A 17846-nucleotide genomic window follows, 5' to 3' on the forward strand; every position below is an offset into this window, starting at 1 on the left:
GCGAGATTCCCGCAGGACGGCAGCCCGTGCTTCGCCGTCCCGGGACCGACCAGGAACTCATATGGCCACGAAGAAGGTTTCCTCCCGCCGTGCAGTTGTCGCGGCTCCCCCTCCATCGCGAATCCGGGAGGATGATTCGCAGTCGCTCGACTCGCGCCAGTTGCTGCGGGTCCTCACCGCCGTCCGCAAGGGCGACTTCTCCGTGCGCATGCCGGTGGACAAGGTGGGCAGCGCCGGCAAGGTGGCGGACACGCTGAACGAAATCATCGAACTCAGCGAGCGCATGGCCCGTGAGTTCGAGCGCATCGGCAACGTGGTGGGCAAGGAAGGCCGCATCACCCAGCGCGGCAACGTGGTGGGCGCGCTGGGCTCGTGGGGCGACTGCGTCGAGTCGGTGAACACACTGGTGGCCGACTTGGTGCAACCGACGACGGAGATGGGCCGCGTCATCGGCGCCGTGGCCAAGGGTGACCTGTCGCAGACCATGGCCCTGGAAGTGGATGGACGTCCCCTCCGAGGCGAGTTCCTTCGCACCGCCCGGCTGGTGAACGGGATGGTGGAGCAGCTCGGCGCCTTCGCTTCCGAGGTGACGCGCGTGGCCCGCGAGGTGGGCACCGACGGAAAGCTGGGCGGTCAGGCCAAGGTGAAGGGCGTGGCCGGCACGTGGAAGGACCTCACGGACAACGTGAACTCCATGGCCTCCAACCTCACCGCGCAGGTGCGCAGCATCGCCGAGGTGACGACGGCCGTCGCCAAGGGCGACCTCTCCAAGAAAATCACCGTCGATGTGCGCGGCGAAATCCTGGAGCTGAAGAACACCATCAACACGATGGTGGACCAGCTGTCGTCCTTCGCTTCGGAAGTGACGCGCGTGGCCCGCGAGGTGGGCACCGAGGGCAAGCTGGGTGGTCAGGCCGAAGTGAAGGGCGTGGCCGGCACGTGGAAGGACCTCACGGACAACGTGAACTCCATGGCCTCCAACCTGACGTCCCAGGTGCGAAACATCGCCGAGGTGACGACGGCCGTCGCCAAGGGCGACCTGTCCAAGAAGATTACGGTTGATGCCAAGGGCGAGGTGTTGGAGCTGAAGAACACCATCAACACGATGGTGGACCAGCTCAACTCGTTCGCGTCGGAAGTGACGCGCGTGGCCCGTGAGGTGGGCACGGAGGGCAAGCTGGGTGGTCAGGCCGAAGTGAAGGGCGTGGCCGGCACGTGGAAGGACCTCACGGACAACGTGAACTCCATGGCCTCCAACCTCACGTCGCAGGTGCGAAACATCGCGGATGTCACCACCGCCGTGGCCAACGGTGACCTGTCGAAGAAAATCACCGTCGATGTGCGCGGCGAAATTCTGGAGCTGAAGAACACCATCAACACGATGGTGGACCAGTTGTCGTCGTTCGCCTCGGAAGTGACGCGCGTGGCCCGCGAGGTGGGCACCGAAGGCAAGTTGGGCGGTCAGGCCGTGGTGAAGGGCGTGGGCGGCACGTGGAAGGACCTCACGGACAACGTGAACTCCATGGCGTCCAACCTCACGTCCCAGGTGCGCAACATCGCCGAGGTGACGACGGCCGTCGCCAAGGGCGACCTGTCCAAGAAGATTACGGTCGATGCCAAGGGCGAGGTGCTGGAGCTGAAGAACACCATCAACACGATGGTGGACCAGCTCAACTCGTTCGCGTCGGAAGTGACGCGTGTGGCGCGCGAGGTGGGCACCGACGGCAAGCTGGGCGGTCAGGCCGATGTGAAGGGCGTGGCCGGCGTGTGGAAGGACCTCACGGACAACGTGAACAGCATGGCGTCCAACCTCACGTCGCAGGTGCGAAACATCGCCGAGGTGACGACGGCCGTGGCGAACGGCGACCTGTCGAAGAAAATCACCGTCGACGTGCAGGGCGAAATCCTGGAGCTGAAGAACACCATCAACACGATGGTGGACCAGCTCAACTCGTTCGCCTCGGAAGTGACGCGCGTGGCGCGTGAGGTGGGTACGGAGGGCAAGCTGGGCGGACAGGCCGTCGTGCGCGGTGTCGGTGGCACGTGGAAGGACCTCACCGACAACGTGAACTCCATGGCCTCCAACCTGACGTCCCAGGTGCGCAACATCGCCGAGGTGACGACGGCCGTCGCCAAGGGCGACCTGTCGAAGAAAATCACGGTCGACGCCAAGGGCGAGGTGCTGGAGCTGAAGAACACCATCAACACGATGGTGGACCAGTTGTCGTCCTTCGCCTCGGAAGTGACGCGCGTTGCGAAGGAAGTCGGTACAGAAGGAAAGCTCGGTGGTCAGGCCATCGTGCGCGGCGTCGGTGGCACGTGGAAGGACCTCACCGACAACGTGAACAGCATGGCGTCCAACCTGACGTCCCAGGTGCGAAACATCGCCGAGGTGACGATGGCGGTGGCGCGCGGTGACCTCTCCAAGAAGATCACCGTGGACGTGCGCGGCGAGATTCTGGAGCTGAAGAACACCATCAACACGATGGTGGACCAGTTGTCGTCCTTCGCCTCGGAAGTGACGCGCGTGGCGCGCGAAGTGGGTACGGAAGGAAAGCTCGGTGGTCAGGCCATCGTGCGCGGCGTCGGTGGCACGTGGAAGGACCTCACCGACAACGTGAACTCCATGGCGTCGAACCTGACGTCTCAGGTGCGAAACATCGCGGAAGTCACCACGGCTGTGGCCAACGGTGACCTCTCCAAGAAGATCACCGTGGACGTGCGCGGCGAAATCCTGGAGCTGAAGAACACCATCAACACGATGGTGGACCAGCTCAACTCGTTCGCCTCGGAAGTGACGCGTGTGGCGCGTGAGGTGGGCACCGAAGGCAAGCTGGGCGGCCAGGCCGTGGTGAAGGGCGTGGCCGGCACGTGGAAGGACCTCACGGACAACGTGAACTCCATGGCGTCGAACCTGACGTCCCAGGTGCGCAACATCGCGGAAGTCACCACGGCCGTCGCCAAGGGCGACCTGTCGAAGAAAATCACCGTCGACGTGCAGGGCGAAATCCTGGAGCTGAAGAACACCATCAACACGATGGTGGACCAGCTCAACTCGTTCGCGTCGGAAGTGACGCGCGTGGCGCGTGAAGTGGGCACGGAGGGCAAGCTGGGCGGTCAGGCCGAGGTGAAGGGCGTGGCCGGCACGTGGAAGGACCTCACGGACAACGTGAACTCCATGGCCTCCAACCTCACCACGCAGGTGCGCGGCATCGCCAAGGTCGTGACGTCGGTGGCCAACGGTGACCTGAAGCGCAAGCTGGTGGTGGACGCGAAGGGCGAAATCGCGGAGCTGGCGGACACCATCAACGGCATGATTGACACCCTAGCGGTGTTCGCAGACCAGGTGACGACGGTGGCCCGCGAGGTGGGCATCGAAGGGAAGCTGGGCGGTCAGGCCCGTGTGCCCGGTACGGCGGGCATCTGGCGCGACCTCACGGACAACGTGAACCAGCTGGCCGCCAACCTCACCACGCAGGTGCGCGCCATCGCCGAGGTGGCCACCGCCGTGACGAAGGGTGACCTCACGCGGTTCATCACCGTGTCCGCGCAGGGCGAAGTGGCCGCCCTGAAGGACAACATCAATGAGATGATCCGCAACCTGAAGGACACCACGCGGAAGAACACGGAGCAGGACTGGCTCAAGACGAACCTGGCCAAGTTCACTCGCGTCCTCCAGGGGCAGCGGGATTTGCTCACGGTGTCCAAGGTCATCCTGTCGGAGCTGGCGCCGCTGGTGGATGCCCAGCACGGCGTCTTCTACATCTCCGAGCGCGCCGACGGCGGCGACCAGATGCTCAAGCTGCTGGCGTCCTACGCGTACCGCCAGCGCAAGGGACTGGCGAACACCTTCAAGTACGGCGAGGGACTGGTGGGCCAGTGCGCCCTGGAGAAGGAGCCCATCCTCCTGTCGGACGTGCCGGACAGCTACATCCGCATCGCGTCCGGCCTGGGCGAAGAGGTGCCACGCAACATCGTGGTGCTGCCGGTGCTCTTCGAAGGGGAAGTCAAAGCCGTCATCGAGCTGGCCTCCTTCCACACCTTCAGTGAGGTCCACATGGGCTTCCTGGAGCAGCTCACGGAGTCCATCGGCATCGTGCTCAACACGATTGCCGCCAACATGCGCACCGAGGCGCTGCTGAAGCAGTCGCAGGCGCTGACGGACGAGCTCCGCAAGCAGCAGGAGGAGCTGACGGAGACGAACAAGCGCCTGGAGCAGCAGGCCACCTCGCTCCAGCAGTCGGAGGAGCTGCTCAAGCGTCAGCAGGAGGAGCTGCGCAGCACCAACGAGGAGCTCCAGGAGAAGGCGAAGCTGCTCTCCGAGCAGAAGACGGAGGTGGAGCGCAAGAATGGCGAGGTGGAGCAGGCCAAGCTCGCCCTGGAGGAGAAGGCCGAACAGCTCAGCCTCACGTCCAAGTACAAGTCCGAGTTCCTGGCCAACATGAGCCACGAGCTGCGTACGCCGCTCAACTCGCTGCTCATCCTCAGCCAGACGCTCAGTGACAACGTGGATGGCAACCTCACGTCGCGGCAGGTGGAGTTCGCCAAGACGATTCACGCGTCCGGCGCGGACCTGCTGGAGCTCATCAACGACATCCTCGACCTGTCGAAGATTGAATCCGGCACCATGGCCGTGGACGTGGGGCCGCTGCGCTTCGGCGACCTGCGCGAGTTCGTGGACCGCACCTTCCGGCAGGTGGCGGACAAGAAGGGGTTGGAGTTCCACATCGGCCTGGGGGATTCGCTGCCCGGCGAGCTGGAGACGGACGCGAAGCGCCTGCAACAGGTGCTCAAGAACCTGCTGTCCAACGCCTTCAAGTTCACCGAGTCCGGCTCGGTGTCGCTGCACATCGGTCTGGCGAAGGGCGGCTGGTCTCCGGACCACGCCATGTTGTCCTCCGCGCCCTCGGTGGTCGCCTTCACCGTGGTGGACACGGGCATCGGCATCCCGAAGGACAAGCATCAAATCATCTTCGAGGCCTTCCAGCAGGCGGATGGCTCCACCGCCCGCAAGTACGGGGGCACCGGCCTGGGCCTGTCCATCAGCCGTGAAATCGCGCGACTGCTCGGCGGCGAAATCCGGCTGGAGAGCGACGTGGGCAGGGGCAGCGCCTTCACCCTCTACCTGCCGCTGGCCTTCATGGCGGAGCGTCCGCAGGAGGAGCACGCGCGCTGGGACTACCACGCGCTGGCCACCACGGTGCTCCCCGTGCCCATCGCGGAGCCAGTCTCCGAGTCGCGGGTGTCTTCGCTGAGCCGGATGGACATCGATGATGACCGGAACTCCATCCTGCCTGGAGACAAGGTGCTGCTGGCCGTGACGCACCTGGCGGACCATGCCGCGCGCCTTCGGGCCGCGGCGCAGGACACGGGCTTCAAGGTGCTGGTGTCCACCGAGGTGGAGGACGCGCTGGACGCTGTCCGCAACACGCGGCCAGCGGCCGTGGCGGTGGACCTGGACCTGCCGGAGATGGCGGGCTGGGTGGTGCTGGACCGGCTGAAGCACGACGCGTCCACGCGCGCGCTGCCGGTGTACACGGTGTCGGTGGAGGACCACCGCGAGCGCTCGCTCAACCTGGGCGCCATTGGCCACCTGCGCGCGGCGGCCGACCCGGAGGCGGCGGTGGCCGCGCTGGAGTCCCTCAAGCGCTTCGTGGAGCGCAAGGGCCGCGGACTGCTCGTGGTGGAGGACGACCCCGTCCACCGCCAGACGCTGACGGAGCTCCTGGGCAGTGATGACGTGCAGACGGTGGCGGTGGGGACCGCGGCGGAGGCCCTGGCCGCGCTGGCCGAGCGCCGCTTCGACTGCATGGTGCTGGACCTGGGCCTGCCGGACATGCCCGGCACGGAGCTCATCCGCCGCATCCATGAGGCGCACGGCGCGGGCGGGCCGCCGCTCATCGTCTACACGGGCCGCGAGCTGACGCGCGCCCAGGAGACGGAGCTGCGGCGCGTGGCCGAGGCCATTGTGGTGAAGGATGCGCAGAGCCCGGAGCGGCTGCTGGAGGAGACGAGCCTGTTCCTCCACCGCTCACCCTCGGAGCTGACCGAGCCCAAGCGCCGCATGCTGGAGAAGGCGCGCGAGAAGGACCCCTTGCTGGTGAACCGCAAGGTGCTGGTGGTGGACGACGACGTGCGCAACATCTTCGCCCTCAACACCGTGCTGGAGCGCTACGGCATGAAGGTGGCCTTCGCGGAGAGCGCGCGCGAGGGCCTGGACCAACTGGAGAAGGACGCCGACATCGAGCTGGTGCTGATGGACGTGATGATGCCGGAGATGGACGGCTACCAGGCCATGCGCGCCATCCGCCGCATGGAGCGCTTCGTCCATCTGCCCATCCTGGCCCTCACCGCCAAGGCCATGAAGGGGGACCGGGAGAAGTGCCTGGAGGCCGGTGCGTCCGACTACATCACCAAGCCGGTGGACATCGAGAAGCTGCTCAGCCTGCTGCGCGTGTGGCTGCACGCGCCGCGGGGCATGCCGCCGCGCGGTTCACGCACGGAGGTCTCCGGATGACGGGGCCCGGCGCGCGCGGCGCGGAGCTGGAGGCGCTGGAGGTGGACCTGCTGCTGGAGGGCGTGGCCCGGCAATGGGGCTTCGACCTGCGCAACCGCTCCCGGCCGCAGCTCTTGCGGCGGCTGCGGCACCACCTCCGCGAGGAGCGGCTGGACAGCTTCTCCGCACTCCAGGCCCGCGTGCTGCACGACGCCGAGGCGCTGGACGCGCTGCTGCGCACGCTGTCCTGCACACCGCCCGCCCTGTTCGCGGAGGCCGCCTTCTTCCGCGACTTCCGCACCCGGGTGGTGCCGGTGCTTCGCACGTGGCCCTCCGTGCGTGTGTGGCACGCGGGCTGTGGCACCGGCGAGGACACATACGCGCTGGCCATCCTCCTCCACGAGGAAGGGCTGTGGGGCAAGTGCCGGCTGTATGCGTCCGACGCGAGTGAAGGGCTGCTGGCGGACGCGCGCACCGGCGTGCTGCCGCTGCCCACGCAGGAGGACGCGCAGCGCTACCTGGAGGCGGGAGGGAAGGGCGCGCTCTCCGACTACTACACGCGCGACGGCAACTGGGCGCTGCTCCAGCCCCGGCTGCGCGACGGCATCTTCTTCACCCAGCACCACCTGGCCACGGATGGCTCGTTCAACGAGTTCCACGTCATCGTGTGCCGGGACACGTTGCTGACCTTCAACCGGGCACTGCACGACCACATCCACGGCCTCCTCTTCGAGAGCCTCGCCCGCTTCGGCTTCTTGTGCCTGGGGCGCAAGGAGTCGCTGGCGCGCACGCCGCACGCGGGGGCCTACGAGATGCTGGAGGACTGCGGTCGCATCTTCAGGAGGGTGGCATGAATCCCTTGGGCCTGCTGGTGGTGGGGGCGCCGCGCAGCGCGGCGGCGGACGTGGAGTCGGTGCTGGCGCTGTTGCCTCCGCACCTGCCCGTGCCGGTGGTGTTGGCGCTGCACCGGGGCCCTCTGGACGCGCTGGCCGCGCCGCTGGGCCGCCGCTGCGCGCTGCCGGTGGTGGAGCCGGACGACAAGGACCCGCTGCTGCCCGGCGCCGTGTACCTGGCGCCCGCGGGCTACCACTTGCTGGTGGACCGGGGCTGCGTGTCCCTGTCCGTGGAGCCGCCCGAGCATGGGCAGCGGCCCGGCCTGGACGCGCTCTTCGAATCTGCGGCGGACAGCCATGGCCCCAGGGCCGCGGGGCTGCTCTTCGCGGGGCACGAGGATGGGGGGGCGGGCTTGCAGGTGCTCCATGCGAGAGGCGCCCGGGTGGCCGTGGTGAGCCCGCTCCAGACGGGCGGAGATGGTGGTGAGGAGGGAGAGATGGCGCAATTGACGTTGGGTTCCGTGGGAGGGTGGCTCGCGCGGCTGGCCTATGTGCCGCGTTCCAAGGTGCTGCCTTGAGCGGCGCGCCCACGCGCGAGCGCCTGCCGGCGATTCCGGCGGAGCCCGTCTGCCTGCTGCTGGTGGATGACCAGCCGGAGAACCTGCTGGCGCTGGAGGCGACGCTTGCGCCCTTGGGGCAGCGGCTGGTCACCGCGAGCAGCGGCCGCGAGGCGCTGCGTCACCTGCTGACGCAGGACTTCGCCGTCATCCTCCTGGACGTCGTCATGCCGGACATGGACGGCTTCGAGACGGCCCAGCTCATCCGCGAACGAGAGCGCAGCCGCGGCACGCCCCTCATCTTCCTCACCGGGCTGTCGCGCGGGCCCCATCCGGAGCTGCGCGGCTATGCCATGGGCGCGGTGGACTTCCTGCTCAAGCCCTTCGAGCCGACCATCCTGCGCTCCAAGGTGAGCGTCTTCGTGGAGCTGTACCGCAAGACGGAGCTGGTGCGGCGGCAGGCGGAGGCGCTGCGCGAGGCCCAGCAGCGCGAGCACGCGCGGGAATTGTTGGAGGCGCAGCGGCGCGTGGAGGCCGAGCGGCTTCGTTCAGAAACCAACCGAAACCAGCAGCGCTGGCTGGAGGCGGCAATCGCCGCGCTCCCCATGCCGCTGGCGTTGGTGGAGCCGGAAAGCGGCCACACCCTGCTGGCCAACCGGGCGGCGCAAGGGCTGGCGGGGGGCTGCCTGGCCTACCGTGAGGCGCGCGCGCTGCATGCGGACGCATGCTTCCGCGGCGCGGATGGCCGGCTGCTCGCGGATGAAGACCTGCCGCTGATGCGCGCCGCGCGTGGTGAGGTGTTCCAGGCGTTCCCCGTGGAGTGGAGCGTGGGCGGCCAGCGCGGTTCGGTGCTCGCTTCCAGCGAGCGGCTGCCTCGCATGCATGGACGCCCGGAGACCATGGTGCTGGGCCTCTTGGACGTCACGGCGCTTCGAGCCGCCGCTCGCCACGACTGGCTCCCCCTGCCGCTGACGGAGCACATCGCTACACTGGAGGCACAGGGGGAGGACACAGGCCCGCTCACTCGGCTCATCGAGGTGCTGCGGAACCTTCCGGGCTTGAGCACCGGGAGCCCCGGACAGGAGCGCGAGGAGGGCTCCTTGCCAGCGGAGGAGAGCAGCCAGGCGGGCAATCCTCCTCGGTCGGCGCGCTGAACATCGCCGGTCGAGAAATGGTTGACGCACAAAATAACATGGGCAAGGTGGCCGTGTGAGTGACGCCGGAATCCCACAGCGGGTCCAGCGCTTCATCTCGACGCACATCGACTCCCTGGAGAAGCTGGAGGTGCTCCTCCTGCTTCGGGCGCGGGCGGACAGGGAGTGGACGGCATCGGCGGTGAGTCTGGAACTGCGCATTACAGATGCTTCCGCCGCCTCCAGGCTGGAGGACCTGACGAACCGACGCATGTTGGTGAGCGATGGTGCCTCACCTCCGTCGTATCGCTACAGTCCTGAGTCGTCGGAGGATGTGCAGGCGGTGACAGAGCTGGCGGCGGTGTACGGCGCGAAGCGCGTCAGCGTCATCACGTTCATCTTCTCGAGGCCGCTGGACAAGGTGCGGGGCTTTGCCGAGGCATTCATCCTGAAGAAGGACAAGGACGGCCATGGCTGAAGCAGTCTACATCCTGTGTGCGTTGACGAGCGTGGCGTGCGCGGTGCTTCTGCTCCGGGCCTACAAGCGCACGGGCATGCGGCTGCTCCTGTGGAGTGGGCTGTGCTTCGTGGGCCTGGTGGTCAGCAACGTGCTCCTCTTCGTGGACCTGGTGCTGCTGCCCGCCACCATCGACCTTTACATGCCGCGTGCCATCGCCACGTTGTCCAGTGCCTCTGTCCTGCTCTATGGCCTCATCTGGGACGCGTCCTGAGGTGCCGTGATGCTCAAGCCCATGCTCAACGGTGCGGTGGCGATGGCGTGGCTGGCGAGCGCGCTGTTCTTCCTGCGCTTCTGGGTCCAGTCGAAGGACCGGCTCTTCGCCTTCTTCGCGCTGGCCTTCACGATGCTGGCGGGCAACTCGGTGGTGGCGGCGCTGCTGGACGCGGATGACGAGCGGCGCCACTACATCTATGTGGTGCGGCTCTTCGCCTTCCTGCTCATCCTCTACGCCATCTGGGACAAGAACCGCGCGAACCGCCACGGCCCCGGGTAGGGCCGCGCCGTTGTCTGGCAGGTCATCTGGCTGACAGTTGCCTCGTACCTGCGGCCAGGCACCGTTGTCGCAGGTGGAGGGGCGTCATTATCTCCGACACCCCATGTCGCGCCGCCCTTCTTCATCCTCGCGGCCCGCGTCCGTGGACGAGCGCGAACCCGAGCGGTCCGTCTCCACGGAATCGGACGTGGTGTGTCCGCCGCGAGGGCTGGAGTCCCAGGTGGGTGGGGCCGGGAAGGCCGTCCGCTTGCGCGGCAGTGACGACGCGGAGGAGCGCCTCGCGTTCCTGGCCAGCGCGGGCGAGCTGCTGTCGTCGTCCCTGGATTCGGGCACGGTGCTCCAGCGACTGGCGGAGCTGGCCGTGCCGCTGCTGGCGGACTGGTGCGCGGTGGACGTGCTCACGGCGGACGGGCGGGTGGAGCGGGTGGCCGCGGCGCACCGCCTGGCGGAGCAGGTGCCGCTGGTGCACGAGCTGGCACGCCTCCAGCCCCTGGACCTGACGGCCGAGGGCGGCATCCCGGAGGTGCTGCGCACCGGCAAGGCCGCCCTCCTGCCCGAAGTCCTGGACGCGCTGTTGCCGGGCGTGGTGCTCACGGAGGCGCAACTGGAGGTGGCGCGGCGCCTGGGCATCCGAGCGGGCCTCATCGTGCCGCTGCTGGCGCGAGGCCGCGTGCTCGGCGCGCTGTCGCTGGTCCGGGGCGACTCGGACGAGGGGCCCGGCGCGTCCGACCTGGAGCTGGCGCTGGAGCTGGCCCGGCGCGCCGGCCTGTCCCTGGACAACGCGCTGCTGTACGCGGAGGCGCGCGGCGCACAGCTGCGCACCGAGCGCCTCCAGGCCGTCACCGCGGCCCTGTCCCGCGCGGCCACCGCCGAGGACGTGGCCGAAGCGCTGATGCGCGAGGAGCTGCGGCCCGCGGGCCCGGCGCGCGGCGCGGTGCTCGGCATGCTGGAGGATGGCCGGCTGCACGTGCTGGGCTCCTTCGGCTACGCGCCGGCGGTGCTGGATACCCTGCGAGGGCTGTGGGCGGACCAGGTGCCCGGCGTGGACCGGGCACTGGAGCAGCTGGAGCCGCAGTGGTTCTCCAACCCCGCGGCGGTGCCGCGCGCCGTGCCCGAGTGGGCGCGGGACCTCGTCCAGGGCGTGGGGACCGGGGCCTGGGCGGTGCTGCCCTTGAAGGTGGAGCACCGCATCCGGGGCTTCCTGCTGTTCGCGTGGGACGGGCCGCAGGTGTTCCTCGCGGAGGAGCGCGGCTTCCTGTCCTCGCTGGCGCAGCAGTGCGCGCAGGCGCTGGAGCGCGCGGCGCTGTACGAGGCGCTGCGTGAGCGCGGCGGCAAGCTGCACCTGGCGCTGGAGGCGGGCAAGGAGGCCGAGGAGCGGCTCTTCTTCCTGCTGGAGGCGAGCCGCGCGCTGGCCGAGCACCTGGACGACGTGGAGTGGACGCTGGAGCACCTGGCGCGAGTGGCCGCGCGAAACGTGGCCACGTACTGCCTGGTGGAGCTGATGGGGGCGGACGGCGTGCCGCGCGGCGTGGCCGCGTCCCACCGGGAGCCGGAGCGGGACGGGGCGGTGCTGGCCTCGCTGTCCCTTCCCTGGGGGGACGGCACGCTGCATCCAGCGCGCGAGTGCTTCCTGTCGGGGGAGACGCGCTTCCTGCCCGAGGTGGGGCCGGAGTTGCGCGAGCGCATGTGCCAGGGGCCCGAGCACCGCGCGCTCCTGGAGGCGCTGAATCCACACTCGCTGCTCGCGGTGGCGGTGCGCATGCGGGGACGCACGCTGGGCGTCATCACGCTGGGCACCGCGGCTCCCTGTCGCCGGCTGGTCACCGCCGACGTGGCCATGGCGGAGGAGCTGGCGCGGCGCGTGGCGGTGGCGCTGGAGAACGCGTCGCTGTACCGGGACGCGCAGGCCGCGGTGCGTCTGCGCGACGAGTTCCTCTCCGTGGCCAGCCATGAGCTGAAGACGCCGCTCACCAGCTTGAAGCTCCAGCACGGTCTCATCGACCGCGCCGCCCTCGGAGACGTGGGGGACAAGGTGCGGCCCCGGCTGGCCACGGCCGTGCGGCAGGTGCAGCGGCTGAGCGCGCTGGTGGACAGCCTGCTGGACGTCAGCCGGATTTCGCTGGGGCGACTGATGCTGGAGCCGTCCGACGTGGACCTGGGCCAGGCGGTGCGCGACGCGGTGGACCGCATGGAGGAGGTGTTCTCCCTGGCGGGCTGTCCGGTGCGGGTGGAGGTGCCGGGCCCGCTGCCGGGGAAGTGGGACTCGCTGCGGCTGGACCAGGTGCTGGTGAACCTGCTCACCAACGCGGCCAAGTACGGCGCGGGCCGGCCTGTCCTGGTGGAGGCGGCCTTCGAGGGCGAGGAGATGGTGCGGGTGTCGGTGCGTGACGAGGGCATCGGCATCGCCGCGGAGGACCTGCCGCGCCTGTTCGGCCGCTTCGAGCGCGCGGTGTCCGACCGGCACTATGGCGGCCTGGGGCTGGGGCTCTACATCAGCCGGCAAATCGTGGACGCCATGGGGGGCCGCATCGAGGTGGAGAGCCGGCCCGGGCTGGGTTCCATCTTCACCGTGCGCCTGCCCCGGTCCACGGCACAATGCGCGCCATGGTGACCGTGGGAAGGGCGGACGTGCCCAAGGTGTTGTCGGTGGCGAAGCTGCGGAAGGAGTACGGCGGCAAGGCCGCGGTGGAGGGTGTCTCCTTCGAGGTGGGACGCGGAGAGATTGTCGGGCTGCTGGGCCCCAACGGCGCGGGGAAGACGACCACCATCAACATGGTGCTCGGCGTGCTGCAGCCCACGTCCGGCACCATCCACATCCAGGACCTGGACCTGGCGGCGCAGCGCTCCGCCGCGCTGGCGCTGACGAACTTCGCCGCCGTCTACTCGCCACTGCCGGGCAACCTCTCCGTGTACCAGAACCTGCGCGTCTTCGGCCTCATCTACGGGGTGAAGTCCCTGGGGGCGCGCATCGCGGAGTTGCTGGAGCAGTTCGACCTGGTGAAGTACCGCGACGTGAAGTGCGGCGTGCTGTCCTCCGGAGAGCAGACCCGCGTGGCGCTGGCGAAGGCGATGCTCAACCGTCCGCACCTGCTGCTCCTGGACGAGCCCACCGCGTCGCTGGACCCCGCGACGGCCCGGGACATCCGCGCCCGGATTCGCGAGTTCGCCGCGCGGGACACCGGCGGCGTGCTGTGGACGTCCCACAACATGTACGAAGTGGAGGAGGTCTGCGACCGGGTGCTGTTCCTGGCGCGCGGCCGGGTGCTCCTGGAAGGCAACCCGCGGACGCTGCCCGGCGAGCACGGCCAGGCCTCGCTGGAAGAGCTCTTCATCGCCGTGGCGCGCGAGCCGCTCGCGCTGGAGCGGAGCTGACCATGCACCTGCACCGGGCCGCCGCCGTCGCGCTTCGCCACTACTACCTCCTGCGCGGGAGCCTCGCGCGCTTCCTGCCACTCTTCGCGTGGGTGGCCATCGACATGGTGCTGTGGGGCTTCATGAGCCGCTACCTCAACACCGTCACCGCTCAGGAATACAACTTCGTCCCGGTGCTGCTGGGCGCCGTCCTGCTGTGGGACTTCTTCATCCGCGTCATGCAGGGCGTGACGATGGTGTTCTTCGAGGACGTGTGGTCGCGCAACTTCCTCAACATGTTCGCGTCCCCGCTCACCATCTCCGAATACCTGGGCGGGCTGGTGCTCTCCAGCATCGCCACCAGCACCCTGGGCTTGTTGGTGATGCTGGTGCTGGCCAGCACCGTCTTCGGCCTGTCCTTCGCCGCCTACGGCGTGCTCTTCGTGCCCTTCCTGCTGGTGCTGTTCCTGTTCGGCATCGCGCTGGGCATCTTCGGCTGCGCGCTGGTGCTGCGCCTGGGCCCGGCGTCGGAGTGGTTCGTCTGGCCCATCCCCGCGCTGCTGTCGCCCTTCGCCGGCGTGTTCTACCCGCTGTCCACGCTGCCCGCGTGGATGCAGGCGGTGTCCCATCTGCTACCACCCTCGTACGTGTTCGAGGGCATGCGCACGCTCGCGGCGGGGGGCGCGTTCCAGGTGTCCACGCTGCTGTGGGGGGCTGGCCTCGCCGTGGTGGAAATCCTGCTCGCGTGTGCCTTCTTCACGCGGGTACACCGACAGGCCGTGCGCACGGGACTCATCGCGCGATACAGCGCTGAGAGCGTGAGCTGATTCAGGACGTTTTCAGTCGTGCTGTCAACACGGGGAGGGCGTGCGCAAAGGCGTGGCCGATGGGGCCGTGGCCGAGTCTAATCTCCGTGGTTGCTGTATCCGCGGGGGGCCGAGTCCTGGACGAACCGCGCTTGTGACTCCAGAAGCCGCGCCCCTGCCCGCGGACTGGTGTCGACATGTGCAAGGTGGTGGCTGAGGTCGTCGTGGATGAGGCCCGGCGTGGGTGGCAGCAATCGTACACCCGTACCTGGAGCATACCGATGCGAAGCCTCAAGCCTGTTTTCTCGTCCGCGGTGGTGATGGCCCTGTGCTCACTGCTCGCGGGCGGTTGTGGCGGTTCACCGTCGGACGGTGAGCCGGACACGCAGACCCCTCAGAGCGGCGGGCTGGGCGGCAAGGCCGGCGAAGGAGGCCCTGGCTTCGGCGACGAGCCGACGTACCCCGGGGACGATGACGCCACGCCGGGCAAGGTCACCATCTGCCACATTCCCCCGGGCAACCCCGCCAACGCGCACACCATCTCGGTGTCCACGTCGGCCTGGCCGGCGCATGAGCGGCATGGAGACACGCTGGGCGCCTGCGAAGGCGGCGGCGAGGAGCCGGATGCCGGCAGTGGCGAGGAGCCGGATGCCGGCAGCGGCGAGGAGCCGGATGCCGGCGGTGGCGAGGAGCCGGACGCGGGCACGGGCGGCGAGGAGCCGGACGCGGGTGCTCCGGTGTGCGCCCCCATTGGCGAGGCCTGTGGTGAGGCCGCCGAGTGCTGCCTGGGGCTGATGTGCGGCGAGGACAACACCTGCGATCCCGTCATCGGCTGACGTGGATGAACGCACCTCCCCGTCCGCAACAAACGGGCGGGGAGGTCCGCCGCGCTCGGCTCACGGGCGCGGACGCGCGTTGAGCGCAGCACACTTGCCGAGGCTCCAGACGGTGGCGCGACGTCCACCCTGGAGGTCCCGCGAGGCGTGCGTGCTCCGCCCAACAGAGCGGTCGTTGCGCGTTCGACGCACGCTCCGAAGTGCGTCGCGAAACGCGCCGTGACGGCGTTAGGGTTTCAGCTCAAGGAGGGGGACATCGGAGCGCCAGGACGCGCATTCCGAACGGGCGCTGTCACCTCTTCCGAAACCCATTTCGCGCTGGCTCGTGCGTGGGCCCACTGGCTGCTGGCCGGAGCGGGGCGCCTGTCGCGCGAAGGACGTTGGCATCATGTCCCGGTCGGACGTCACCACCTCCGTTCCCGTGTTCACCCAGACCTTCCGGTCCCCGTGTGGCTGTGTCCCCGCGCACGGGGTGGCCTGCGAGTGTCCGGCCCGGGCGGGCGCGCGTCGTGTGTCCATGGGGTGTCCGCCATCCTTCCTGGTGCCGCCCGCGAGGGAGGCCCCGCTCCCGTCCTCGGCGGCCTCGCTGGTGGGACAGCAGGTGGGCCACTTCCGGCTGCTGCGCGAGCTGGGCCGGGGGAGCCTGGGCGTCGTGCTGCTCGCGGAGCACGCGCTCATCCAGAAGCGCGTGGCCATCCAGGTGCTTCACACGCACGCGACGCAGGACCCGGCGCAGGTCGCTCGATTCCTTCAGGCGGCGCGCACGCTGACGCTCATCCAGCACGCGCACATCGTCTCGCTCTACGACCTGGGCATTCGCGACGGGCGTCCCTACCTCGTCCGGGAGTACCTGGAGGGACAGAGCCTGAGCGCCTTCGCGAACGGGCCGCTGGCGTCCGCGCTGGTGGTGGACCTGCTCACCCAGGTGTGTGACGCGCTGGGCGCCGCGCATGCGCACGGCATTGCCCACGGCAGCCTCAATCCCACCAGCATCTTTCTCATCCCCGATGCGAATGGCCGCCAGCACGTGAAGCTGCTGGACTTCGGCATCGCCGGGTTGCTCCCTCCCTCCGACGGCGCCGCCGACCCGCCGGTGGCCGCGGACCTCTTCGCCGTGGGCGTGCTGGGCGCGCTGCTCGTCTCGGGCCGGCTGTCCTCGCGCGGGCACGCGGCGGAGGAGCCGCCTCATGGCCACGCTCGGGAGGTGCCACCGCTGCCGGCGGGCACCCCGTCGGCGCTGTCACGCGTGCTGCTCAAGGCCATGGCGCGCCGCCCGGGGGACCGTTATGCCAGTGCGGCCGAGCTGCGCGCGGCCTTGCAGGCATCGGTGGCGCTCGACGGCGGCGTGGCGCCTCCAGTGGCCCTGGAGCTGGAGCGGCTTCCCAGTTGGTACACGCTCCGGGGGCCGCCGGGGGCCGCGCCCGCCTCCAGGTAGGGCGGCCTGGCTGTCTCGGCGGGGCGTCATGCCTTGCGTCTGGCGGGGCCCTCCTCGTTAATCCACTTCAGTTCCCATGGCCTCCGACCCCGACGACAAGCTTCCTCCCCAGGGCCGCTTCAACCGCCTGCGCAAGCTGGCAGGCCTCTCCGTGCAGGTGGGCACGGATGTGCTCAAGAGCGGCGCGAAGCGCCTGTCCGGGAGCACGCCCGACCTGCTCAGCAAGGAGGCCGCGGAGAAGCTGGTCTCCACCCTGGGCGAGCTCAAGGGGGCCGCCATGAAGATGGGACAGGCCATCTCCATGGACCCGGACCTGCTCACCCCCGAGGTGCGGCAGGTGCTGGCGCGGCTGCAGAACCAGGCGCCCTCCATGTCCTACGCGCAGGTGTCGCGCGTGGTCGAGGCGGAGCTGGGCGCGCCGCCGGAGTCGCTCTTCCGCGAGTTCAGCGAGGAGCCGTTGGCGGCCGCGTCGCTGGGGCAGGTGCACCGCGCGGTGCTGGAGGACGGCCGGGCGGTGGCGGTGAAGGTGCAATACCCCGGCATCGACGTGTCCCTGGCCAACGACATGGCGAACCTGGGCATCGTGGCGAAGACGGCGTCGACAGTGCTGCGCGTGTCCGATGCAGGCGCCTACTTCCAGGAGTTCCGCGACGAGATGCTCCTGGAGTTGGACTACCGCCGCGAGGCCGAGTTGGCCGAGGGCTTCGCGCGCAGCGTGGCGAAGCTGCCGGAGCTGTGTGTGCCCGCCGTCATCTCCAGCCACAGCGCGAAGCGGGTGCTGACGCTGGAGCTGCTGGAGGGGCTCACCCTCAAGGACTGGCTGCCGACGAATCCCTCCAACGAGGCGCGCTTCCGCGTGGCGCGCCAGCTCATCCTCGCCACCTACGGGCCCTTCTTCGGCGCGGGCGAAATCCACGCGGACCCGCACCCGGGCAACTTCATGGTGATGCCGGACGGGCGGCTGGGCTTGCTGGACTTCGGCTCCATCAAGCGCTTCTCCCCGCGCTTCGTGGACGTCAACCAGCGCATGCTCCGGCAGACGATGCGCATGGAGCCGTTGGACATCCTGAGCCTGAGCCGGGAGGTGGGCTTCACCGTGGAGCTTCCGGACGAGGAGGCCGAGGACCTCATCACCGAGGTGCTGCGCATCGCCGGACGGCCCATGCGCCTGCCGGACTACGACTACGCGGTCTGCGAAATCAACCGCGACATGCGCCACCACTTCTCGCGCAACGCGCCGCGCTTCCTGAAAATCAGGCCGCCACCGGAGGCGATGATGTTCTTCCGCTCCACCGGCGGGCTGGCGCAGAACCTGAGGCTCATCGGCGCGCGGGGGGACTTCCGCGCGGTCTTCCTGGAAGTGACGGACCTGCCCGCGTGAGGCCG

Annotated in this window: 13 protein-coding genes; all 13 read left to right on the top strand. The window is 69.0% G+C overall.

What is annotated here, in order from left to right:
• Positions 1 to 61: 61 nt before the first annotated feature.
• The 13 genes from FMP39_RS25460 to FMP39_RS25520 all read left to right on the top strand — a co-directional run bounded on the left by FMP39_RS25460 (position 62) and on the right by FMP39_RS25520 (position 17841).
• Positions 62 to 6517: a HAMP domain-containing protein gene (locus FMP39_RS25460; protein WP_194858558.1), complete on the top strand. Its 6456-nt coding sequence runs from the start codon at positions 62 to 64 to the stop codon at positions 6515 to 6517.
• The gene (locus tag FMP39_RS25465; RefSeq protein ID WP_141592784.1) at positions 6514 to 7350 is read left to right on the top strand and encodes a protein-glutamate O-methyltransferase CheR; all 837 of its coding nucleotides are present in this window, start codon (positions 6514 to 6516) and stop codon (positions 7348 to 7350) included. Before FMP39_RS25460 ends, FMP39_RS25465 begins: the two co-directional genes overlap by 4 nt.
• Entirely contained in the window at positions 7347 to 7907 is a 561-nt protein-coding gene (locus tag FMP39_RS25470; protein ID WP_141592785.1) for a chemotaxis protein CheB, read from the top strand. The genes FMP39_RS25465 and FMP39_RS25470 overlap by 4 nt, the downstream gene beginning before the upstream one ends.
• A complete protein-coding gene (locus FMP39_RS25475) occupies positions 7904 to 9040 on the top strand; it encodes a two-component system response regulator (RefSeq protein WP_141592786.1) in 1137 nt (378 codons plus the stop codon). Before FMP39_RS25470 ends, FMP39_RS25475 begins: the two co-directional genes overlap by 4 nt.
• A 55-nt stretch (positions 9041 to 9095) precedes the next feature.
• Positions 9096 to 9497: a hypothetical protein gene (locus tag FMP39_RS25480; protein ID WP_141592787.1), complete on the top strand. Its 402-nt coding sequence runs from the start codon at positions 9096 to 9098 to the stop codon at positions 9495 to 9497.
• On the top strand, positions 9490 to 9750 hold the full coding sequence (locus FMP39_RS25485) for a DUF5985 family protein (RefSeq protein WP_011550845.1): 261 nt from the start codon (positions 9490 to 9492) through the stop codon (positions 9748 to 9750). The genes FMP39_RS25480 and FMP39_RS25485 overlap by 8 nt, the downstream gene beginning before the upstream one ends.
• A gap of 9 nt (positions 9751 to 9759) precedes the next feature.
• The gene (locus tag FMP39_RS25490; protein ID WP_194858561.1) at positions 9760 to 10032 is read left to right on the top strand and encodes a DUF5985 family protein; all 273 of its coding nucleotides are present in this window, start codon (positions 9760 to 9762) and stop codon (positions 10030 to 10032) included.
• Positions 10033 to 10135: 103 nt separating this feature from the next.
• A complete protein-coding gene (locus tag FMP39_RS25495; protein WP_228558327.1) occupies positions 10136 to 12643 on the top strand; it encodes an ATP-binding protein in 2508 nt (835 codons plus the stop codon).
• Entirely contained in the window at positions 12628 to 13404 is a 777-nt protein-coding gene (locus tag FMP39_RS25500) for an ABC transporter ATP-binding protein (RefSeq protein WP_090485909.1), read from the top strand. The genes FMP39_RS25495 and FMP39_RS25500 overlap by 16 nt, the downstream gene beginning before the upstream one ends.
• 2 nt (positions 13405 to 13406) lie before the next feature.
• Complete coding sequence (locus tag FMP39_RS25505) at positions 13407 to 14210, top strand: ABC transporter permease (RefSeq protein ID WP_141592790.1); 804 nt, start codon at positions 13407 to 13409, stop codon at positions 14208 to 14210.
• Positions 14211 to 14470: 260 nt separating this feature from the next.
• Positions 14471 to 15025 carry a hypothetical protein gene (locus FMP39_RS25510; RefSeq protein WP_141592791.1) on the top strand — a complete coding sequence of 185 codons (555 nt, stop codon included), beginning with the start codon at positions 14471 to 14473 and terminating at the stop codon, positions 15023 to 15025.
• A gap of 388 nt (positions 15026 to 15413) precedes the next feature.
• Entirely contained in the window at positions 15414 to 16460 is a 1047-nt protein-coding gene (locus FMP39_RS25515) for a serine/threonine-protein kinase (protein WP_141592792.1), read from the top strand.
• Between the two features lie 76 nt (positions 16461 to 16536).
• Positions 16537 to 17841: an AarF/ABC1/UbiB kinase family protein gene (locus tag FMP39_RS25520; protein ID WP_141592793.1), complete on the top strand. Its 1305-nt coding sequence runs from the start codon at positions 16537 to 16539 to the stop codon at positions 17839 to 17841.
• Positions 17842 to 17846: the final 5 nt, after the last annotated feature.

The organism is Myxococcus sp. AB056 (assembly GCF_006547365.1).
In the GTDB taxonomy this organism is placed as follows: domain Bacteria; phylum Myxococcota; class Myxococcia; order Myxococcales; family Myxococcaceae; genus Myxococcus; species Myxococcus virescens.